General features: G+C 43.2%; 13 protein-coding genes. 10 read left to right on the top strand and 3 right to left on the bottom strand.

The genetic code is table 11. The annotated features are described in order from the left end of the window. Positions 1 to 60: 60 nt before the first annotated feature. Positions 61 to 2,034 (top strand): hypothetical protein, encoded by a 1,974-nt coding sequence (locus tag N774_RS0104680; RefSeq protein ID WP_024860124.1) that lies wholly within the window; start codon positions 61 to 63, stop codon positions 2,032 to 2,034. 176 nt (positions 2,035 to 2,210) lie between these two features. Here N774_RS0104680 and N774_RS0104675 read toward each other — a convergent pair whose 3' ends face one another. Next, positions 2,211 to 3,002, bottom strand: coding sequence for an NUDIX hydrolase (locus N774_RS0104675; protein WP_024860123.1), 792 nt, complete (start codon positions 3,000 to 3,002; stop codon positions 2,211 to 2,213). Positions 3,003 to 3,272: 270 nt separating this feature from the next. On the opposite strand from N774_RS0104675, the gene N774_RS0104670 reads away from it, so the two are divergent. Genes N774_RS0104670 through N774_RS0104660 form a run of 3 tightly spaced genes read left to right on the top strand, consistent with a single transcriptional unit; the run spans position 3,273 to position 6,391 of the window. Beyond that, positions 3,273 to 4,244 carry a J domain-containing protein gene (locus N774_RS0104670; protein WP_024860122.1) on the top strand — a complete coding sequence of 324 codons (972 nt, stop codon included), beginning with the start codon at positions 3,273 to 3,275 and terminating at the stop codon, positions 4,242 to 4,244. Positions 4,245 to 4,270: 26 nt separating this feature from the next. After that, entirely contained in the window at positions 4,271 to 5,179 is a 909-nt protein-coding gene (locus N774_RS0104665; RefSeq protein ID WP_024860121.1) for a hypothetical protein, read from the top strand. A 9-nt stretch (positions 5,180 to 5,188) separates the two neighbouring features. Beyond that, on the top strand, positions 5,189 to 6,391 hold the full coding sequence (locus N774_RS0104660; RefSeq protein ID WP_024860120.1) for an adenylosuccinate synthetase: 1,203 nt from the start codon (positions 5,189 to 5,191) through the stop codon (positions 6,389 to 6,391). A 50-nt stretch (positions 6,392 to 6,441) separates the two neighbouring features. Here the strand turns inward: N774_RS0104660 and N774_RS0104655 are convergent, their stop codons facing one another. Beyond that, positions 6,442 to 6,699 carry a hypothetical protein gene (locus tag N774_RS0104655; RefSeq protein ID WP_024860119.1) on the bottom strand — a complete coding sequence of 86 codons (258 nt, stop codon included), beginning with the start codon at positions 6,697 to 6,699 and terminating at the stop codon, positions 6,442 to 6,444. 117 nt (positions 6,700 to 6,816) lie between these two features. Between N774_RS0104655 and N774_RS0104650 the strand changes: the two genes are divergently transcribed. Both N774_RS0104650 and N774_RS0104645 read left to right on the top strand, forming a co-directional pair. After that, positions 6,817 to 8,280, top strand: coding sequence for a recombinase family protein (locus N774_RS0104650; protein WP_024860118.1), 1,464 nt, complete (start codon positions 6,817 to 6,819; stop codon positions 8,278 to 8,280). After that, on the top strand, positions 8,264 to 8,833 hold the full coding sequence (locus N774_RS0104645; RefSeq protein ID WP_024860117.1) for a manganese catalase family protein: 570 nt from the start codon (positions 8,264 to 8,266) through the stop codon (positions 8,831 to 8,833). The genes N774_RS0104650 and N774_RS0104645 overlap by 17 nt, the downstream gene beginning before the upstream one ends. 330 nt (positions 8,834 to 9,163) lie before the next feature. Here N774_RS0104645 and N774_RS18030 read toward each other — a convergent pair whose 3' ends face one another. Then, positions 9,164 to 10,645: a leucine-rich repeat protein gene (locus N774_RS18030; protein ID WP_024860116.1), complete on the bottom strand. Its 1,482-nt coding sequence runs from the start codon at positions 10,643 to 10,645 to the stop codon at positions 9,164 to 9,166. A 912-nt stretch (positions 10,646 to 11,557) separates the two neighbouring features. On the opposite strand from N774_RS18030, the gene N774_RS0104635 reads away from it, so the two are divergent. The 4 genes from N774_RS0104635 to N774_RS0104620 all read left to right on the top strand — a co-directional run bounded on the left by N774_RS0104635 (position 11,558) and on the right by N774_RS0104620 (position 16,352). Beyond that, a complete protein-coding gene (locus N774_RS0104635; RefSeq protein ID WP_037280132.1) occupies positions 11,558 to 13,201 on the top strand; it encodes a polysaccharide biosynthesis tyrosine autokinase in 1,644 nt (547 codons plus the stop codon). After that, a complete protein-coding gene (locus tag N774_RS0104630; protein WP_024860114.1) occupies positions 13,198 to 13,875 on the top strand; it encodes a CpsB/CapC family capsule biosynthesis tyrosine phosphatase in 678 nt (225 codons plus the stop codon). The genes N774_RS0104635 and N774_RS0104630 overlap by 4 nt, the downstream gene beginning before the upstream one ends. A gap of 253 nt (positions 13,876 to 14,128) precedes the next feature. Beyond that, the gene (locus N774_RS0104625; RefSeq protein WP_024860113.1) at positions 14,129 to 14,773 is read left to right on the top strand and encodes a sugar transferase; all 645 of its coding nucleotides are present in this window, start codon (positions 14,129 to 14,131) and stop codon (positions 14,771 to 14,773) included. A gap of 466 nt (positions 14,774 to 15,239) precedes the next feature. Then, entirely contained in the window at positions 15,240 to 16,352 is a 1,113-nt protein-coding gene (locus N774_RS0104620; RefSeq protein ID WP_024860112.1) for a glycosyltransferase, read from the top strand. Positions 16,353 to 16,363: the final 11 nt, after the last annotated feature.

The following is a 16,363-nucleotide window of genomic DNA, read 5'->3' as shown; positions in this document are numbered from 1 at the left end:
TTTCATATAAGCTGAAAAGCAGTATTATGATCAAGAAAGCATGAAAGGAGTCAGATCATTATGAAAAAAATAATATCTCTCGCAGCAGCTGTTATGACTGCAGCATCAGCCATACCTTACTGCTCTATAGCTGCAGAGGAAATGAATGTAAAAAATATCCCGCACCTTACAAGCTACTATCCTCTTGAACTGGAACAGGAAACAGTACAGTATATCAACGACAGAAACCTTGATATCGACTTCAACTCAGACGGTAAGTTTGATCATCTTGACTGCTATCTCCTTAAACGATATGATGATTATCCCGGTAGTAATGACTTCCTGCCTGAGGATATAAGGGAAAAGATAAAAGCCAATTCCGATCTTGACGGTGACGGAGAGACAGATGCAAAAGAAAAAGGGTGCGTATTCTGTCACTTCCTTCTTTACTGTGATATCGATACTTCGTTTTTTGCCGAGTCAACATATGAAGCATACGACGAAGAGCTTGGGATTCCCCATGGACCAAGCTACAACGGTAATAAATTCGGTATGCAGTTTGTTGACAGTCTGAATGACAGATCAATATTTCTTGGGGTGCATTATCTCTTCCTCGAAAAAATGATAGAGGAGGGAAAGGTGGATCCCGATATAAATAATGACGGAAAGTTTGATATGGCCGATGTTGTGGACTTTACAATAGCTTCCACCTATGAGCCGTATATAGGCGAACAGGACCCTGATACAGGCTTGTGGACGTATAAAAGCCGTCCCGATAAGAAGATAGTTCTTGATGAAGAGATAAAAGCAAGAGCAAAGAAGATAACACTGGAGCAGAGCGATTATAAGTTTATACAGGAGTATGATCCTTCGGCGCTCCTTGACTGTCTGTTCCTGAGAGAACCCGTTCTTCCCGAATATTCGGATAATACATATTATGAAAAATTCTATGAGAATGCACCCTATTACTTAATAGGCGATATGGTCAAGGACTACTGCGAATATATCAAACAGGACAGCAATTTTCAGCCAATGGTGGACGAGCTCACAAAGCAGGAGCAGGAAAAGGAAGAAACTAAAAAGAGATTTTATGATGAAATAGGATCAGGTAAGGCAGCTGCTCCCGACCTTAATTTTGATAATATCATAGACGGAAGAGACCTGTATATAGCCGAGCTTTACCATGGTGACAGAGCGTTCGGAAGAACAGCAGAGGAAAGCAGTCTCACAAAGGAAGAGTATGATTTTATATCCCGGAACTGTGACTACGACCATAACGGCATAAGCGGCGATGACGAAGATTTTAGCCTGATATTGGACTATATCTGCAAGGTGGTCGATGAAAGAACGACAGCAATGGCGACCGACAGTACAGGTGAGTTTATTAAGCCCTATGCAGACGCTCTTTTCTTAAAGGAAATGGATCCTGACGGAAAACCGAATTCATCTTACGACCCATTCCATCTCTATGATGATTCAGGCGAAAAATACGAATTCCCGACTCTGGAAGACCATTATGAAAACTATTTAAGAGGACTTGCCATGAAGATGAAAGTTCGTCCCGATATTGACGGAAACGGAACAGTTGACGAGCTTGACAAAAAGTATGCGGAGTCATATGCAGCTTACCTGGAAACAGGCAAAATGGGAGATACCGAGATACCTGACGATGTAATGGAAAGAATAAAAACTGAATGTGACTTTACAGGTGACGGGAAAAGCGGCCTGCTGTATGATATGCAGGTAGCCGCACTCTATATAGACAGAGTAGTGATGAAAAACGGTGCTCAGAGTGAACCTTTATTACAGCCTCAAGGAAAACGTTCAGGTGATGCAAACTGCGACGATGAACTGAGTATGGCTGATTCGGTAATTATCATGCAGTCTCTTGCAAATCCTGACAGATTTGGAATAAACGGCACAGATGAAAATCATATTACCGAGCAGGGCATTGAAAATGCAGATATTGCAGGCGATAACGACGGTATAACAACTACTGACGCACTTGCCGTACAGCTGATCTTACTCGGACTGGATCAAACAAAATACTGTTAATATGATGCTTTTATCTGAACAGCAGTGTATTCCTGTCGATCGATATTGAATATTGAACGAAAAAAGCCGCGTCGACTGACGCGGCTTTTTTAGGCTTGGCAGCTGATGAATGGCGGCATAAAGCAGGGGGCGCCGAGGACGCCATCCCTTACACTTCGGGCGGATAATATCCGCCCCTACAATTTATATGATCTATTCGTGAAGAGCTTCGACGGACGATGTCCCGCACCGCCCTCAATGTCTCCTGTCTCCTCAACGTAGGGAGCTATCTTGCGCCTGAAATTCGCCATTATCAGCTTCTTGTCCAGTATAGCTTCGTAGACCTGCTGGAGGTCGGTGAGGGTGAACTTCTCGGGAAGCAGTCTGAAAGCGGCATAGGGCTTTTCAAGGCTGCTTCTCAGCTTTAGCAGGGCGTTGACGATTATTTCCGCATGGTCGAATGCAAGGCTGTTTTTAGGGATATCAGCCTCTGCGGACTGGTTATACAGCTCGTTGGGATTGTTCAGCATGACCTCTGAGACGTATTCCTTGCCGTTGTCGTCGGTGAGCACAAGAGTGTATCTGCCGTCGGTCTCTTTCAGCGAGACCTCATACCATTCCGCGTTTTTTTCCGTAGTCGCCTTAGTGTACTCGATGACAGTCCAGTAGCAGCAGGAAATTATCCAGCCGCGTGGGTCTCTGCCCAGTCTTGAAAGGTTGCAGAGCAGGGAAAGGGGAGGGCAGTCCACACCTGTTTTCTCTTTCAGCTTGCGGAATGCAGTTTCTTCAATAGTCTCCTCACGGCAGCAGAATCCGCCGGGGAGCGACAGCATATTGTCAAAGGGGGCTTCTGTACGCCTGATAAGGAGCACGGAAAGCACAGGCTTTGAAAGGTGTCTGTAGCTTTCGCTGCTGCTCCTGCGGACGGTAAATACCACAATATCCGCAGCTACAGAGGGCCTGTCGTATTTGGTTATATCGTAATCCATAGTGACCTCCAGCGATAATATCTGATTAATAATAACACATATAAGCTGCCTGTGTCAATACGGCGAGACAGCGATTTGTGGACTATGTACATAGATGATATCAAAATGATAGTATCTGATTGTGATAAACGGAGAAACGTGCTCAAAGCTATTGACAAATCAAACTGATAATGTTATTATGATAGTAACAAAAGGATATTAATTCGGACGTCTTTTATTTTTGGAGTTTGATAATATCATTTTGATTCTAACAAAAAAGGAGGGAGACACATGGATATATCCGAGATATTGAAATGCAAGTGCTGCAGCGATATCTTTCCTGATGATATGGCACTGGCTCAGCCCATATACATGGCGCTGATGGTGAAGTACCACCCCGATAAGTGCAGCGACCCCCGTGCTCCCGAGGCTTCGGCAGTCATCAACGAGCTGTACGGCAAGCTGAAAAAAGCTCATACCGCTAAGGAAAAGCTTTTCCACAGCGGCAGCCACGCCTACGGAGTAAAATATCTCATGGATATCACGCAGGAGTACGGAGCGGAGTACATCGGCGAGAGGAACGTGTATCTGTTCATCGACGGCAATTCAACCGACTGCTTTTACAATTCCGAAGCGCGGTCAGACCTGTTTTTCAGGGAGTATCTTCCACAGCAGATACTGGCGCAGGCAGAGGTTTTTCTTCCCGTAGTATCGCGCATATTCGATACCGATGAGGGACTGCTCATAGAGACCTGCAAGCGTGCAGGGGAGCTTCCTCTGACAAAGGTGCTGGATTTCTACGGCGGCAAGCTGGACGACCGACACGCTGCATGGATAATATCACGTCTGCTTGGGATATGCTGCTACGCGGAGCTGAAAGGGATAGTCTGGAATTGTCTCGCAGAGGAAAATCTCCTCATTGACCCTGAGCAGCATACTCTGAGAGTTGGGGGCGGCTGGTGGTTCGCCGCAAGAGAGGGAAACAAGATGACAGGAGTTCAGTCAACCGTGTACAATTCTCTCTCCGCGGATTCCATGACCGACGGTATAGCTCGTCACATCACCGACCTTGAAAGTGTAAAGGCGCTTGCAAGGAGGATACTGACCGATGAAGCTCCGTCTGCCATAAGGGATTATGCCGAGAGCATATGCAGCACCTCGGCTTCCGAGGAGATGGAAAAGTGGGAAGAAGCTATAATCAAGGGCTACGGTGAAAGAAGATTCACACATATGAACGTCAGACTGCCTGATATTGCAGGCTGAAAATAAAACTTACAGGAGGTACATTTATGGGATACGGTGCATGGAGCTCAGCAGACTGGAAAAAATATTCATCTGCCAAGATCACAGGAAAAAAGGTTAACGATATCTACAGCGCAACAAAGATCGATCCGAAGTACGATCCGCGCCTGATAAAGGTGAGAGAAAGCTTCGATTCGGCAGACCACCCTGTAACAACTCCTATCATTATAGGACTTGACGTTACAGGCTCAATGAGCGACCTGCTCAATGTTACTGCCCAGAAGCTTGGCGAAATGGTCAAGGATATACTTGAACGTCAGCCCGTAGAGGGTCCCCAGATAATGTTCTGCGCAGTGGGCGATTCAAGATGCGACCGTTCACCGCTGCAGGCTACACAGTTCGAGTCCGATATACGCATAGCGAGCCAGCTCACAGACCTGTGGTTTGAAAAGGGCGGCGGCGGAAATGGCTTCGAGAGCTATCCGCTGGTATGGTATTTCGCGGCTAACAAGACAAAGACAGACGCATGGGAAAAGCGTAAGCAAAAGGGCGTTATCTTCACTCTCGGCGATGACGGCTACCCCGAAAAGCTTCTGAAGCAGGAGATAGAAAAGGTATTCGGCGACAACGTGAGAGAGGATATCGACACAGCTGCACTTCTTGCGCAGGTGAGCAGAAAGTACGACGTCTTCCACCTCATGGTAATGGACAGACGCAGCGAACAGGTGGTAAAGCTGCCTAAATGGCGCAGGCTCATGGGCGAAAGAGCCATAGCGGTAACAGACGTTAACGCTATCCCCGAGATAATGGTATCCCTACTTGAAAGCGTCGCAGGACGTGATAAAGAGGACATAATCAACTCATGGGACGGCGATACACAGCTTGCTGTAAGGAACGCTCTCAGCGGACTTCCTGCACGGAAAAGGGGAGTACTCAGCGGAATAATAAGATTCTGAGGTGATAATATGAAAAAAGCATATGCGGTCATAGGAGCGAATTTTGGCGACGAGGGCAAGGGTCTCATGACGGACTATTACTGCCGACTCAGCCATAACGTCATAAATATCCGCAGCAACGGCGGCGCTCAGGCAGGTCATACCGTATGTACTGCCGATGGCAAAAGGCACGTTTTCTCACATATAGGTTCGGGCGGCTTTGCAGGCGCGGACACATATCTTTCCGAATATTTTATCCTTAACCCTATGCTTTTTTCAAAGGAGGCTGCTGTTCTCGGAAAGGATATGGGGAATATCTTCATTGACAGCCGCTGCATAGTGACGCTCCCCTGCGATATGCTCCTTAATCAGTTTGTGGAGACGATGCGGGGCAAGAGCCGTCACGGCAGCTGCGGAGTGGGGATATTCGAGACCATAGTGCGAAACCGTGACAGCAGATATACACTCAGATACGGGGATATGCTGAAAGCAGACAGAAAAATACTGGCTGCGCGGATAAACTCCATTAACATGGAATACTGTCCAAAGAGAGCCGATGACTTCGGCATCACAGGCAGAGCCAAAGATGATCTTATGGATATACTGGGCAGTGAGCTGCTCACGGAAAACTATCTTGACGACCTTTACGCTATGGCAGCACAGTGCCGCGAAGCAGACGAGCAGGTCATCGAGCAGTACGATACGGCAGTATTCGAGGGCGCACAGGGACTAATGCTGGATCAGTACAGGGAGGACTACTTTCCTCATCTTACGCCCTCAAGCACAGGCATGAAGAATATCCGCGCCATACTGGACAGACTTGAAAAGCGTGACACAGAGGTGTGCTACGTGACAAGGTCTTTCTTCACAAGACACGGCGCAGGCAGGTTCGATACGGAATCAAAGGACATCGCAAAGCAGTTCGGGCTGTACGACAAGACTAATGCTCCAAATGAGTTTCAAGGGAATTTCAGGTATGGCTGGTTCGACCTTCCCGAATTCATGGCTTCACTGGCACTGGACAGGAAGCACATGGCAGAGGGTGAAAGGCTGTCCATAGCGGTAACTCATCTTGATATGACGGAGGATACGATAATATGTCCTACAGGCAGGCTCATGCCCGAGGATATAGCCTATATGGCGATCGCAGACAAGCTCTACAAGGTCAGCGGTGAGACAGCGGACGATGTAGTATGTCAGGAAGTTATGGAAAAGGCACTGTCAAGGCGCTGATGCAAACAGCCTCGGGGATATCCCCGAGGCTTGCTTTATGTGTATGTTTTTCAGTCCACAATTACCTCCATGGACTTCATATGACTGATATCATGCCCTGTGTATGCTATCTGCATGAGGGCATATGTTATATCAGCTGACAGCCTTTCTTCTTCCTCCATGGTATGCTTGGGAATATGACAGGTTATTGCTGCACCGCTGTATTTTGTCCGCAGAACAGCTATGAGTTCGGTTTCGGTCTCTGTCTCGGAAATAACATCGTATCCCGAACGCTCCCACAGAGAAAGCCCACCGCGTTTTTTAGCCATATTATCATCTCCTTTACATAAACGTATGCAGTATCGCTTGTACAGCTTGACAGTAAATTTTTCGGGCTTTTTATACTATAATGTAAGGGACTATATTTACTGACAGGGCGTGATGAAATGAAAGAATACTGCATTTATCTGCGAAAGTCGAGAGCTGATGCCGAGGCAGAAGCACGGGGCGAGGGAGAGACACTGAGCCGCCACAGGAATATGCTAATGGAGCTTGCCAAGAAGCAGGAACTGAATATTGTTAGAATTTACAAGGAGATAGTCAGCGGTGACAGTATTGCTGTCCGTCCGCAGATGCAGGCTCTTCTTGCTGACGTTACAGATAAAAAATACGCAGGAGTGCTTGTTGTGGAGATAGAGCGGCTTGCCCGCGGAGATACCATAGATCAGGGCGTAGTCGCGCAGGCTTTTCGGGATTCCTCAACAAAGATAATCACTCCGACCAAGACATACGACCCCGATAATGAATTCGATGAGGAATACTTCGAGTTCTCACTGTTTATGAGCCGCAGGGAGTACAAAACCATAAAGCGGCGTATGCAGGCAGGTAGGCTTGCTTCCGTCAGGGAGGGCAACTATATAGGCACGACCGCTCCATACGGTTATCGGAAGATAAATCCGGAGCCTAAAGTGCATACCCTTGAGATATTTCCCAAAGAAGCGGAGACAGTGCGGCTCATATATAGCATGTACCTTGACGGTCACGGTGCAAAATTCATTGCCAGTGAGCTGAACCGAATGGGCATCAGTCCTCGGAAAAGCCCATACTGGGAGCCGCCCAGCATTAAGAAGATACTTGCTAATCCTGTTTACTGCGGAAAGGTGGGCTGGAAAACCAAGTCAAACGGCGATACGCTTTACAAGGGACTTCACGCGCCCATAATCAGTGAAGAGATATTTGAGTCGGTGCAGAATAAGAAAAAGACCGCTCCTGCTGCTCAGCTCCATACAAACCATGTGCTGCGGAACTATTACAATCACATTTTGTATTGCAGGAACTGCGGACATCAGTTAAAACGAAGATACATCGCTAACAGCGGACATGAGCATATGCTGTGCGTGTACAGAGAGTGCCACGGAAAGACTGTCAGCTCTGATACAGAAGCTGTTGACGAAGCTGTAATGGCGGCTTTGCGCTATAGGCTGAACAGCTTCAAAAGACTGAAATGGAATGGCAGCACCGATGAAAGGGAACAGCCTGACAAAAAGGCGCTGATTGCGGCAGAGCTTGAAAGATCGAAGCATCAGCTGTCAAGGCTCTATGACTTGCTGGAGCAGGAGGTATATGATATAAATACTTTTATTGAGCGTTCAGGGATAGTAAACGAGAGGATAAGCGCCCTTGAAGCTTCCATAAAGGAGCTCGAAAAGGAAGAGAAAACACCGCAGCTGTCAATTGATGAAGCAGCAGTAAGACTTCAATATATTATCGATAAATTCAGGAGCTCTGACGCTGTTGAGAAAAACAGGCTGCTCCATGCAGCCGTCAGGAAGATATGGTACACCAAAACTCAAAGAATGAGCAGAAGCAAATCCGATTCGGACCTTTCGCTGAGTGTGGAGTTCTTATAGTGGTTATGTACAACATGGATATGCCAATAAATTACAGTACCCTGTAAAGATAAAAACGCCCAATGCCAAGCTTGCCAAGGTCATAATTTCGCAGCTCGGAGGTCCTGACGGAGAGCTTGCGGCGTCTCTGCGCTATCTTAACCAGAGATACGCCATGCCATACGGCGAGGTAAAGGGACTTCTTACTGACATTGGAACTGAAGAACTAGCTCACTTCGAGATGATCTCAGCCATACTTTACCAGCTAACAAAAGATCTTTCTATTGAGGAGATAAAGGCAAGCGGCTTTGACACTTATTTTGTCGACCACACCACAGGCATCTATCCTGTGGCAGCTTCGGGAACACCGTTTACTGCGGCCTATTTCCAGTCCAAGGGCGACATTATAACCGATCTCTCCGAGGATATGGCAGCCGAGCAAAAAGCCCGCACCACCTATGACAATATACTCAGACTTGCCGATGACCCCGATGTACGTGATCCCATACGCTTCCTGCGTGAGCGCGAGATAGTTCATTACCAGCGGTTTGGTGAACCGCATCGTACAAGGTAGCACAAAACTGAGCTGCCGAACAAAATATTTAACATGTGAATATCCCTATTTAACGTGATTCAGTGGACAAGTCTGCTGAAATTTTAGGCGCATTAATTATTAATGTTAACTAACTTCTGATTGGCTCTATTGAATAAAAATCATTAGATGAAACTGTACTCATTCACAACGACTTTCAACACTTGCGTGAAGAACGATTGTTTCGTTCAGCTAATATTAGCTAAAAGTAGGTATGATAAACTACAGAATACAAAAAAATCGAGCACTACATATCACCACAAATAATTAAGCGGATAAGCATCTTTACAGCAGCTTATCCGCTTTTAAAACTTACTTATCAGCAGGGAGCGAATCCAGTTTACCAAGGAGGTAAAGCTGAATAGTTGCAGCGTCGTTCATAGTGATACCGTCGCCGCGCATGAATACATCACCGTTTTTAAGACCCTGATCGGTAATATGACTTTCGTGAGTACCTGTAATACCGTATTTATTTGGATTTGCAAAAGCCTGCATAATGAGGACTGCGTCTGAAAGGTCGACTGCCGTGTCGCAGTTTGAATCGCCAAATGTAACATCGGGACTCGCAGACGGAGCAGGAGCAGGTGAGGGCCCCAGCGATTCAAAAGCAAGACCCTTTTCGGAAGCATAAGCCTGTGCTGTGGAGTTGTCATATCCGCGGACCTTGCAATTGATTCCGCAATCTTTGTTTATATCGCATTTCGCACCGAGTATGGTAACGGTCTTGCAGCCGCTGCCGCTGAATGATGAAGCAGCAATGCTTTTTACTGTTTCGGGAACAGTAACAGCAGATACCATCATTCTGTCTTTGAAAGCATTGGCGAGGACTGCTGTAACAGGCACGCCGTTTTTTTCATTGGGGATATTGACCTCTCCCCAGAAGAATCTCTCACACTTTTCAAACTCTGCGTGATCACTGTATATCCTGTATGTAAAGCTTCCGTCCTTGACGGTAGTGAATGTTTCGGGAGCAGGTGGATTTACAGCAGTAGTTGGTTTTGACGAGGTCGTAGTTTTAGAAGTGGTTGAAGTTTTTGTTGCAGTGGTTGTTTTCTTAGCAGTGGAAGTTGTAGTTGCCTTTGTGGTAGTAGTAGTAGTAGTAGTAGTAGTAGTTGTTGTTGTTGTTGTTGTTGTTGTTGGCTTCGGTACATTTCCAAGACTGTTGAAGTTATATCCGCTTTTCTTTGCGAAGCTTTCGGCAGTTGAGCCGCTGTAGCCGCGGATAACACCGCTGTAGCTCGTAGCGCCGCCGTGGCTGTCTGCAACTGTATTTGAGATAGTATCCTTTATGCCGCCGAAATAGCAGTCGGGATTATATACTGTTACGGAACGGAGCTGAGAGCATTTTCTGAAAGCGTCCATTCCAATTGTAGCTACACTTGAAGGAAGCTCCACAGACCCTAATGATGGGCAGGTGTCGAATGCGCCTCTTTCAACTATAGTGACCGTGTCTGGGATAGAAACGGAGCTTAGTGACGGGCAGTCTGCAAAAGCTGCTGCACCGATAGATGTAATGCCCTTTTCAATGACTACAGTCCTTATCTGAGACTTTTGACTTGACCATGGGGTATCGTCTGCCATTTCCCATGAGTTCATTGGACCGCTGCCTTTTACTGTGAATGTGCCGTTGGATAATGACCATGTTGCGCTGGGACCGCAGTAAGATGCGGAATCAGTCTGAGTCGAAGCCGAAATGCTTACTTCAGGTGACAGGCTTGCTGCTGTACCCGAAATTGCCGAAAAAGTTGAGAAACAAAGCGTGAACGAAATAACAGCCGATATTATTCTCTTCATTTTCAATATACCCTCCCGTAAGAGCTTTACGTTCTCTTGCAGTTTTATTATAACATTTAGTACTTAAAATTCAAGTACCGTGAATGAATTTCAGTGTAAAAGCTAATTTCAGCTTCTTCTCACTGTATATTTTGTACAATCAGCAGAAACATATAATGTGCATAACGACGTCTATTGTTATTGAATCGTGAATTGATAAATAAGAAATTCTAAATCATGGTTAAATGAAATTATTTAACTGCGGGAGAAGTGCAATATTTTATGTATCAGGCACAAAATGTAATGTAAAAACATAAAAATAAATGCCATAGAATGGCTATTTGTATCAGATTAATTTATAAGCCTATATGCTTATGATATGGATAGAAATATTTTTAAGATTTAAAGCCTGAAATGGTAAATTAGCGCACAATATATCAGCTTCTGTTCATAGATAATTTACAATCTCTGCTTGGAGACTTTTGACTTGTGTCTGCTTTATGAATAAACAATAACTAAAATGTAAAGAAGCAGCTCTGAGCTCCGAAGCGCTATTTAAGAATAAGTTTTATCATATTATTTCTGACTTAATATTTTAGAAACGAGTAATTCAAAAACTAAATTATACTACTTGTAAATCTTAATATGCTATATACAAAGTATAATGCCCGTATATTCGGTAAATATTTCATGTGTGAATTATTTAATGTGTCGGAAGAGAAAATTAGATAAATTTCACAAAATTTCGATATGGTTCTTGTAATCTTGACCATTTTATGATATAATCACATACATAGTTTAGATTATTCCATTGTATAAATCAACTACTTAAATTACAAATTGTATAAAGAAGATCGAATTTTACTAAATATATAAATATTATACAACAAATATATGAATATTCGGAACAAATATATTTAATACCAAAGTATCATGAAGAGGGAAGGGACCTTTAAAAAAATGAACGAAAGCTACTCTATTAAGGACATTATATCTTTGCTTTTAAGTAAAATCTGGCTTTTGATAATCGTAACAATAATCGGTGGAGCAGCCGCTTTTTGTTTTTCTAAGTTTGTTTTGCCGCTGAAATATTCATCACATATTTCGATGTACGTTCAGAGCTATACAGGTATTTCCGAAAATGCAAATCAGCAGAATAACATTAGTAATTCTAAACAGCTTGTCAATACATATATGCAGGTCCTGAAAGATGATGCAGTAATGAATGCTGTTGGTGATAAATTAAAAGAACAGTTTGATGAATATACTTTAAATTCAACTTTTGGTCTTGTTGATGGCAAGATAAGTCCTTCATCAATTAGAAATAGTCTTTCGATCACCTCTGTTACCGATACATCTGCTATCACAGTTGTTTCCACAACTAAAAACGCTGAGGTATCCGCAGCAGTCTGCAATGACCTTAAGGAAGTTGCTCCCGATTATGTTGAGGAAGCAGTAGGCGTAGGTCAGATCAATACAATTGATACAGCTAAGGTTTACAAAACACCTGTAGCTCCTAATATGAAAAAGAATGCTGCACTTGGTGCATTAGGAGCTCTTGCTTTTGCTTGTATGATAATCTTCCTTATTGATTTCTTTGATAACACTGTCAAGGACACAGATGCTGTCGGTAAGGAATTTAAGAAGCCTATAATTGGCGAGATCGCTTCATTTGGAATTGACAAGAAAAAGAAGAACAACAGTGACAGTGATGATCACGTTAAGCTTACAGATAAGGATGTTCCTTTCAATGTAGTTGAGAGCTACAAGTCAATTCGTACAAATGTGACCTTCGCACTTTCAACAGTAGAGAAGAAGGTATTTGCAGTATCTTCTCCGAATCCAGGTGAGGGAAAGTCAACAACATCTGCCAATATCGCAATTGCTCTTGCGCAGGGCGGCAATAAGGTATTGCTTATAGACGCTGATATGCGTAAGGCTGTTCAGCATAAGATATTTGGTCTTAAAAACAAAAAGGGACTTTCTTCGGCTATCAGTAAAATGGCTAAGCTTGAAGAGTGCGTTCAGAAAAATGTCATGAACAACCTTGACGTAATGACCGCAGGTCCTGTACCGCCTAACCCATCAGAGCTTCTCGCTTCCGAGAACATGGGCGCTATCCTTGAAGAACTCGGCAAGGAGTACTCAATGATACTCATTGATACACCTCCTGTAAACGTCGTTACAGACGGTATGGAGCTTGCTAAGTACATCTCGGGTATCATTGTTGTTCTCAGATACGGTAAAACTACTACCGAGGACGTTGAGGACGCTATCAAGAAGATAGAGTTCGCCAAGATGAATATGCTTGGCTTCATTATGAATGACGTCAAGACAAAGAGAAGCGGGTACTACAGTAAATACAAGTACAAGGACAAGTATTACTACAAGTCGGGCTACGGTTATGGCTATTACGGCGCAAAGCCTGAGACAAGTGAAGAAGAAACAGCAGAGGAAGTAAAGGAAGAGCCTGCTAAGAAGGAGACTCCAAAAAAGGAGACTCCCAAGAATCAGTCACAAAACAAGTCTAACAAAAATAATAAGAACAACAAAGGCAAAAGGAAAGGCAAGAAATGAGAACTGAGTATCATTGCCATATACTTCCCGGTATTGACGACGGCGCCAAGGACGTTGAAATGTCTCTTGCGATGATAGAAATGATGAAGACGCAGGGCGTTGAACGTATAGTTGCTACCTCGCATTTTTACGCTCACCGTGAAAAGTCTGTGGCTGAATTCATGAAAAAAAGGCAGGCTGCCTTTGAAAAAATAAAGGACAAGTCGCCTATCAAGAATATCTATCTTGGAGCAGAGGTCGCCATTGAACATGGTATTTCCGAGCTCAAGGATATAGAAAAGCTTGCTATCGAAGGTACACGACTGATACTTCTGGAGCTGCCGTACAGGGCATATTCAAAGTGGATGTCGGAGGAGATATACAACATCGGCGCAGAGTTCAAGCTTAAAGCAATGCTTGCTCATGTTCACCGTTACCTTGAGTATTACAGTAAGGACGAATTGGAGGGGATACTTTCCACAAAGTCCGTGATGCAGATAAATAACGAAGCTTTTTCAAGCTGGAAAGAAAAAAAGCTGGTCAAGCGTGTGATAGCTGATGAAAAGAGATTTGCTTTCGGCAGCGACGCGCATAATATAAATGACCGCAAGCCTAATTGGGACTTGCTTCAAAAGAAAGCGAAACCTGATGTCATTGCTTTATCTGATGGTATACTTGACAGATATATGCTTTGATGAGCAGGGAAGCATTAAATGGTGTGTAGATACTGATATGAGATAACAGTTATTAAACTGAAAGGATATGAGAGCAATGCAGAAAGAAGATATGCAGCAGTAGCTGAGACAAAAAAATTTCTTTTAGCCTTTGGTGCTAAATCTCAAAAAGTATATTTGATTTTACTTTTTATGAACTATATTTTTAGTTAGGGGGAAAATACAATGGATTTAACTTATGTAAACAATGATGAAAAATCAGTAAAGTTTTCTATTGGTAGCAGAAAAAAAAAATAGTTCAGCTTTTTCAGCAAGTTATGTTCGCAAACCTTTTTACGGAGCAGTTAAGCGTTGTCTGGATATATTATGTTCTCTGATCGCGCTGGTGCTGCTGTCTCCGCTGATGCTGATAACTGCGATAGCGATATTCATCGACGATCCGGGTCCGATACTGTTCAGACAGATACGTATCGGCAAGGATAATAAACCTTTCAAGATACTGAAATTCAGATCTATGAAGAGAAATGCAGAAAAAGTAAAAGCTTCACTTATGAAGCAAAATCAGGATAAGGGTGCAAACTTCAAGATGGACCATGATCCGAGAGTAACAAGGATAGGCAGAATAATTCGTGCGACTTCTATCGACGAGCTGCCTCAGCTGATAAATATCCTTAAAGGTGATATGGCAGTCATTGGTCCGCGTCCTTTCATTGAGGAAGAGCAGAAGCGCTTACCCAGTGACAGGCTTCTCGTTAAGCCGGGGCTTTCATGTTACTGGCAGATCAGCGGGAAAAACAGTTTACCTTTACCTGAGCAGATCAAATTAGATCGTAGATACATAGAAGAGCGTTCAATTATCGTTGATACTAAGATCGTCTTTTTGACGTTCACTAAAGTATTAAGCGGTAAAAATGAATGATGAAATTTGCGATGATAACTTGTTGCAAAATAATGAATAATGCGTCTGCCCTTAAGGTTATTTTTACAGTGGTACGGCGTTCAGAGTGATTCTGAATGCCTGTGTGAATACCATTAAGGGCGGGCGTTTGTTTTTATTCCGTAACAAAGACTACGGTCGGCGGAGATATAGACCTATAAAATTAAAGATGGACTGGAAACGACGTAAAATAGACGTTTTTGAGAGTGCTTTTGTTACATAGTTGAGATATGTACAGTTTTTCAATGTGTAAAAATAATAGATAGGTATAGAACGAGAACAGGTGTTCTTGATTGTTAATGTTATAGAATAGATAGCTTCTGCATAAGGCAGAGGCTGTTTATTGTTAAGGTGATATGAAAGTTCGAATACTATAGTTTTGACTATAATGATGGTTGTATGGAATACGAATGAGTAATGCAAATACCAAAAGGTAGGAGTGACTTGAGTGTCAAAGATTATTCTGCATGTTGTTGAAGCCCACGGAGGGGTAGAAAGATACTTGGTTACACTACTGACCAAGATGAAGAAATATCCAGAGTTTGAACATATTCTTGTATGTTCGGATTCTCTTGATTTGAATAAGTTCAAAAACATTGTGAGAGATATTGCAGTTATTCATACGATGCATAATGCGATTAATCTGAGTAATGATTTCAAAAGCGTTTTAGCTGTACGAAAACAAATTAAGAAGTTCAAGCCAGATGTGGTTTACTGTCATAGTTCTAAAGCAGGCGCAATTGGACGAGTTGCTGATATTGGCTTAAAGAACAAGCTTATCTATAATCCACATGGTTGGGCGTTCAACATTAAAGGTGCAAGCAGGAAGAAATTATTCATCTATGAGATGATTGAGAAAATTCTTGTTCCTATGACAGACAAGATTATTTGTATATCTGAGTATGAGAAAAAGAGTGCTTTAGAGCATAAGATCTGTAAAGCTAAAAAAATGGTGGTTATTAATAATGGCATTGATTTAGATGAGTACAAGGACTTAAAACCTAAGAATAGAAATGAGTTGGATATTCCGAAAGAGGCATTTGTAGTTGGTATGATTGGACGTATCACGCTTCAAAAAGCACCGGATGTGTTTGTTAAGATGGCTGAAATAGTAAAAAAACGGATTCCTGAAGCTTTTTTTATTATTGTTGGTGATGATATAGGTGAAGACAATCATAGGCAAGAAATAGAAAAGCTAGTTGAGGAATTGGGACTGTCTAAATCTTTTCTTATTACAGGATGGGTTGATAATCCACTTGATTATGCTGGATGTCTTGACGTTGCGACTTTACTTAGTAGATGGGAGGGTTTTGGATTAGTGCTTCCTGAGTATATGCTTTTGGGTAAACCAATTGTCGCAAGCAGAGCTGATGCGATTCCGTATGTAGTTGGTGATGCTGGACTTTTAGTAGATATTGATAATTATAAATCAGCCGCAGAGTCAGTAATACGTCTGTATAAAGATAATGAATTAAAAAGTCGTGTTATAGAAAAAGGAAAGCAACGTTTAAAGCTATTTGATGTAAATAGAACAGTAACAGAAAGTGTTAAAGTTTTTTGAGATAGGGTGGT

It is taken from the genome of Ruminococcus flavefaciens AE3010, from assembly GCF_000526795.1.
Lineage (GTDB): Bacteria > Bacillota > Clostridia > Oscillospirales > Ruminococcaceae > Ruminococcus > Ruminococcus flavefaciens_D.
This window is presented reverse-complemented; position numbering and strand designations above follow the sequence as displayed.

Bases quoted from the DNA above. Each gene is read 5' to 3' on its own strand.
- N774_RS0104680 (WP_024860124.1), top strand. From the start codon at position 61: ATGAAAAAAATAATATCTCTCGCAGCAGCTGTTATGACTGCAGCATCA.
- N774_RS0104675 (WP_024860123.1), bottom strand. From the start codon at position 3,002: ATGGATTACGATATAACCAAATACGACAGGCCCTCTGTAGCTGCGGAT.
- N774_RS0104670 (WP_024860122.1), top strand. From the start codon at position 3,273: ATGGATATATCCGAGATATTGAAATGCAAGTGCTGCAGCGATATCTTT.
- N774_RS0104665 (WP_024860121.1), top strand. From the start codon at position 4,271: ATGGGATACGGTGCATGGAGCTCAGCAGACTGGAAAAAATATTCATCT.
- N774_RS0104660 (WP_024860120.1), top strand. From the start codon at position 5,189: ATGAAAAAAGCATATGCGGTCATAGGAGCGAATTTTGGCGACGAGGGC.
- N774_RS0104655 (WP_024860119.1), bottom strand. From the start codon at position 6,699: ATGGCTAAAAAACGCGGTGGGCTTTCTCTGTGGGAGCGTTCGGGATAC.
- N774_RS0104650 (WP_024860118.1), top strand. From the start codon at position 6,817: ATGAAAGAATACTGCATTTATCTGCGAAAGTCGAGAGCTGATGCCGAG.
- N774_RS18030 (WP_024860116.1), bottom strand. From the start codon at position 10,645: ATGAAGAGAATAATATCGGCTGTTATTTCGTTCACGCTTTGTTTCTCA.
- N774_RS0104635 (WP_037280132.1), top strand. From the start codon at position 11,558: ATGAAGAGGGAAGGGACCTTTAAAAAAATGAACGAAAGCTACTCTATT.
- N774_RS0104630 (WP_024860114.1), top strand. From the start codon at position 13,198: ATGAGAACTGAGTATCATTGCCATATACTTCCCGGTATTGACGACGGC.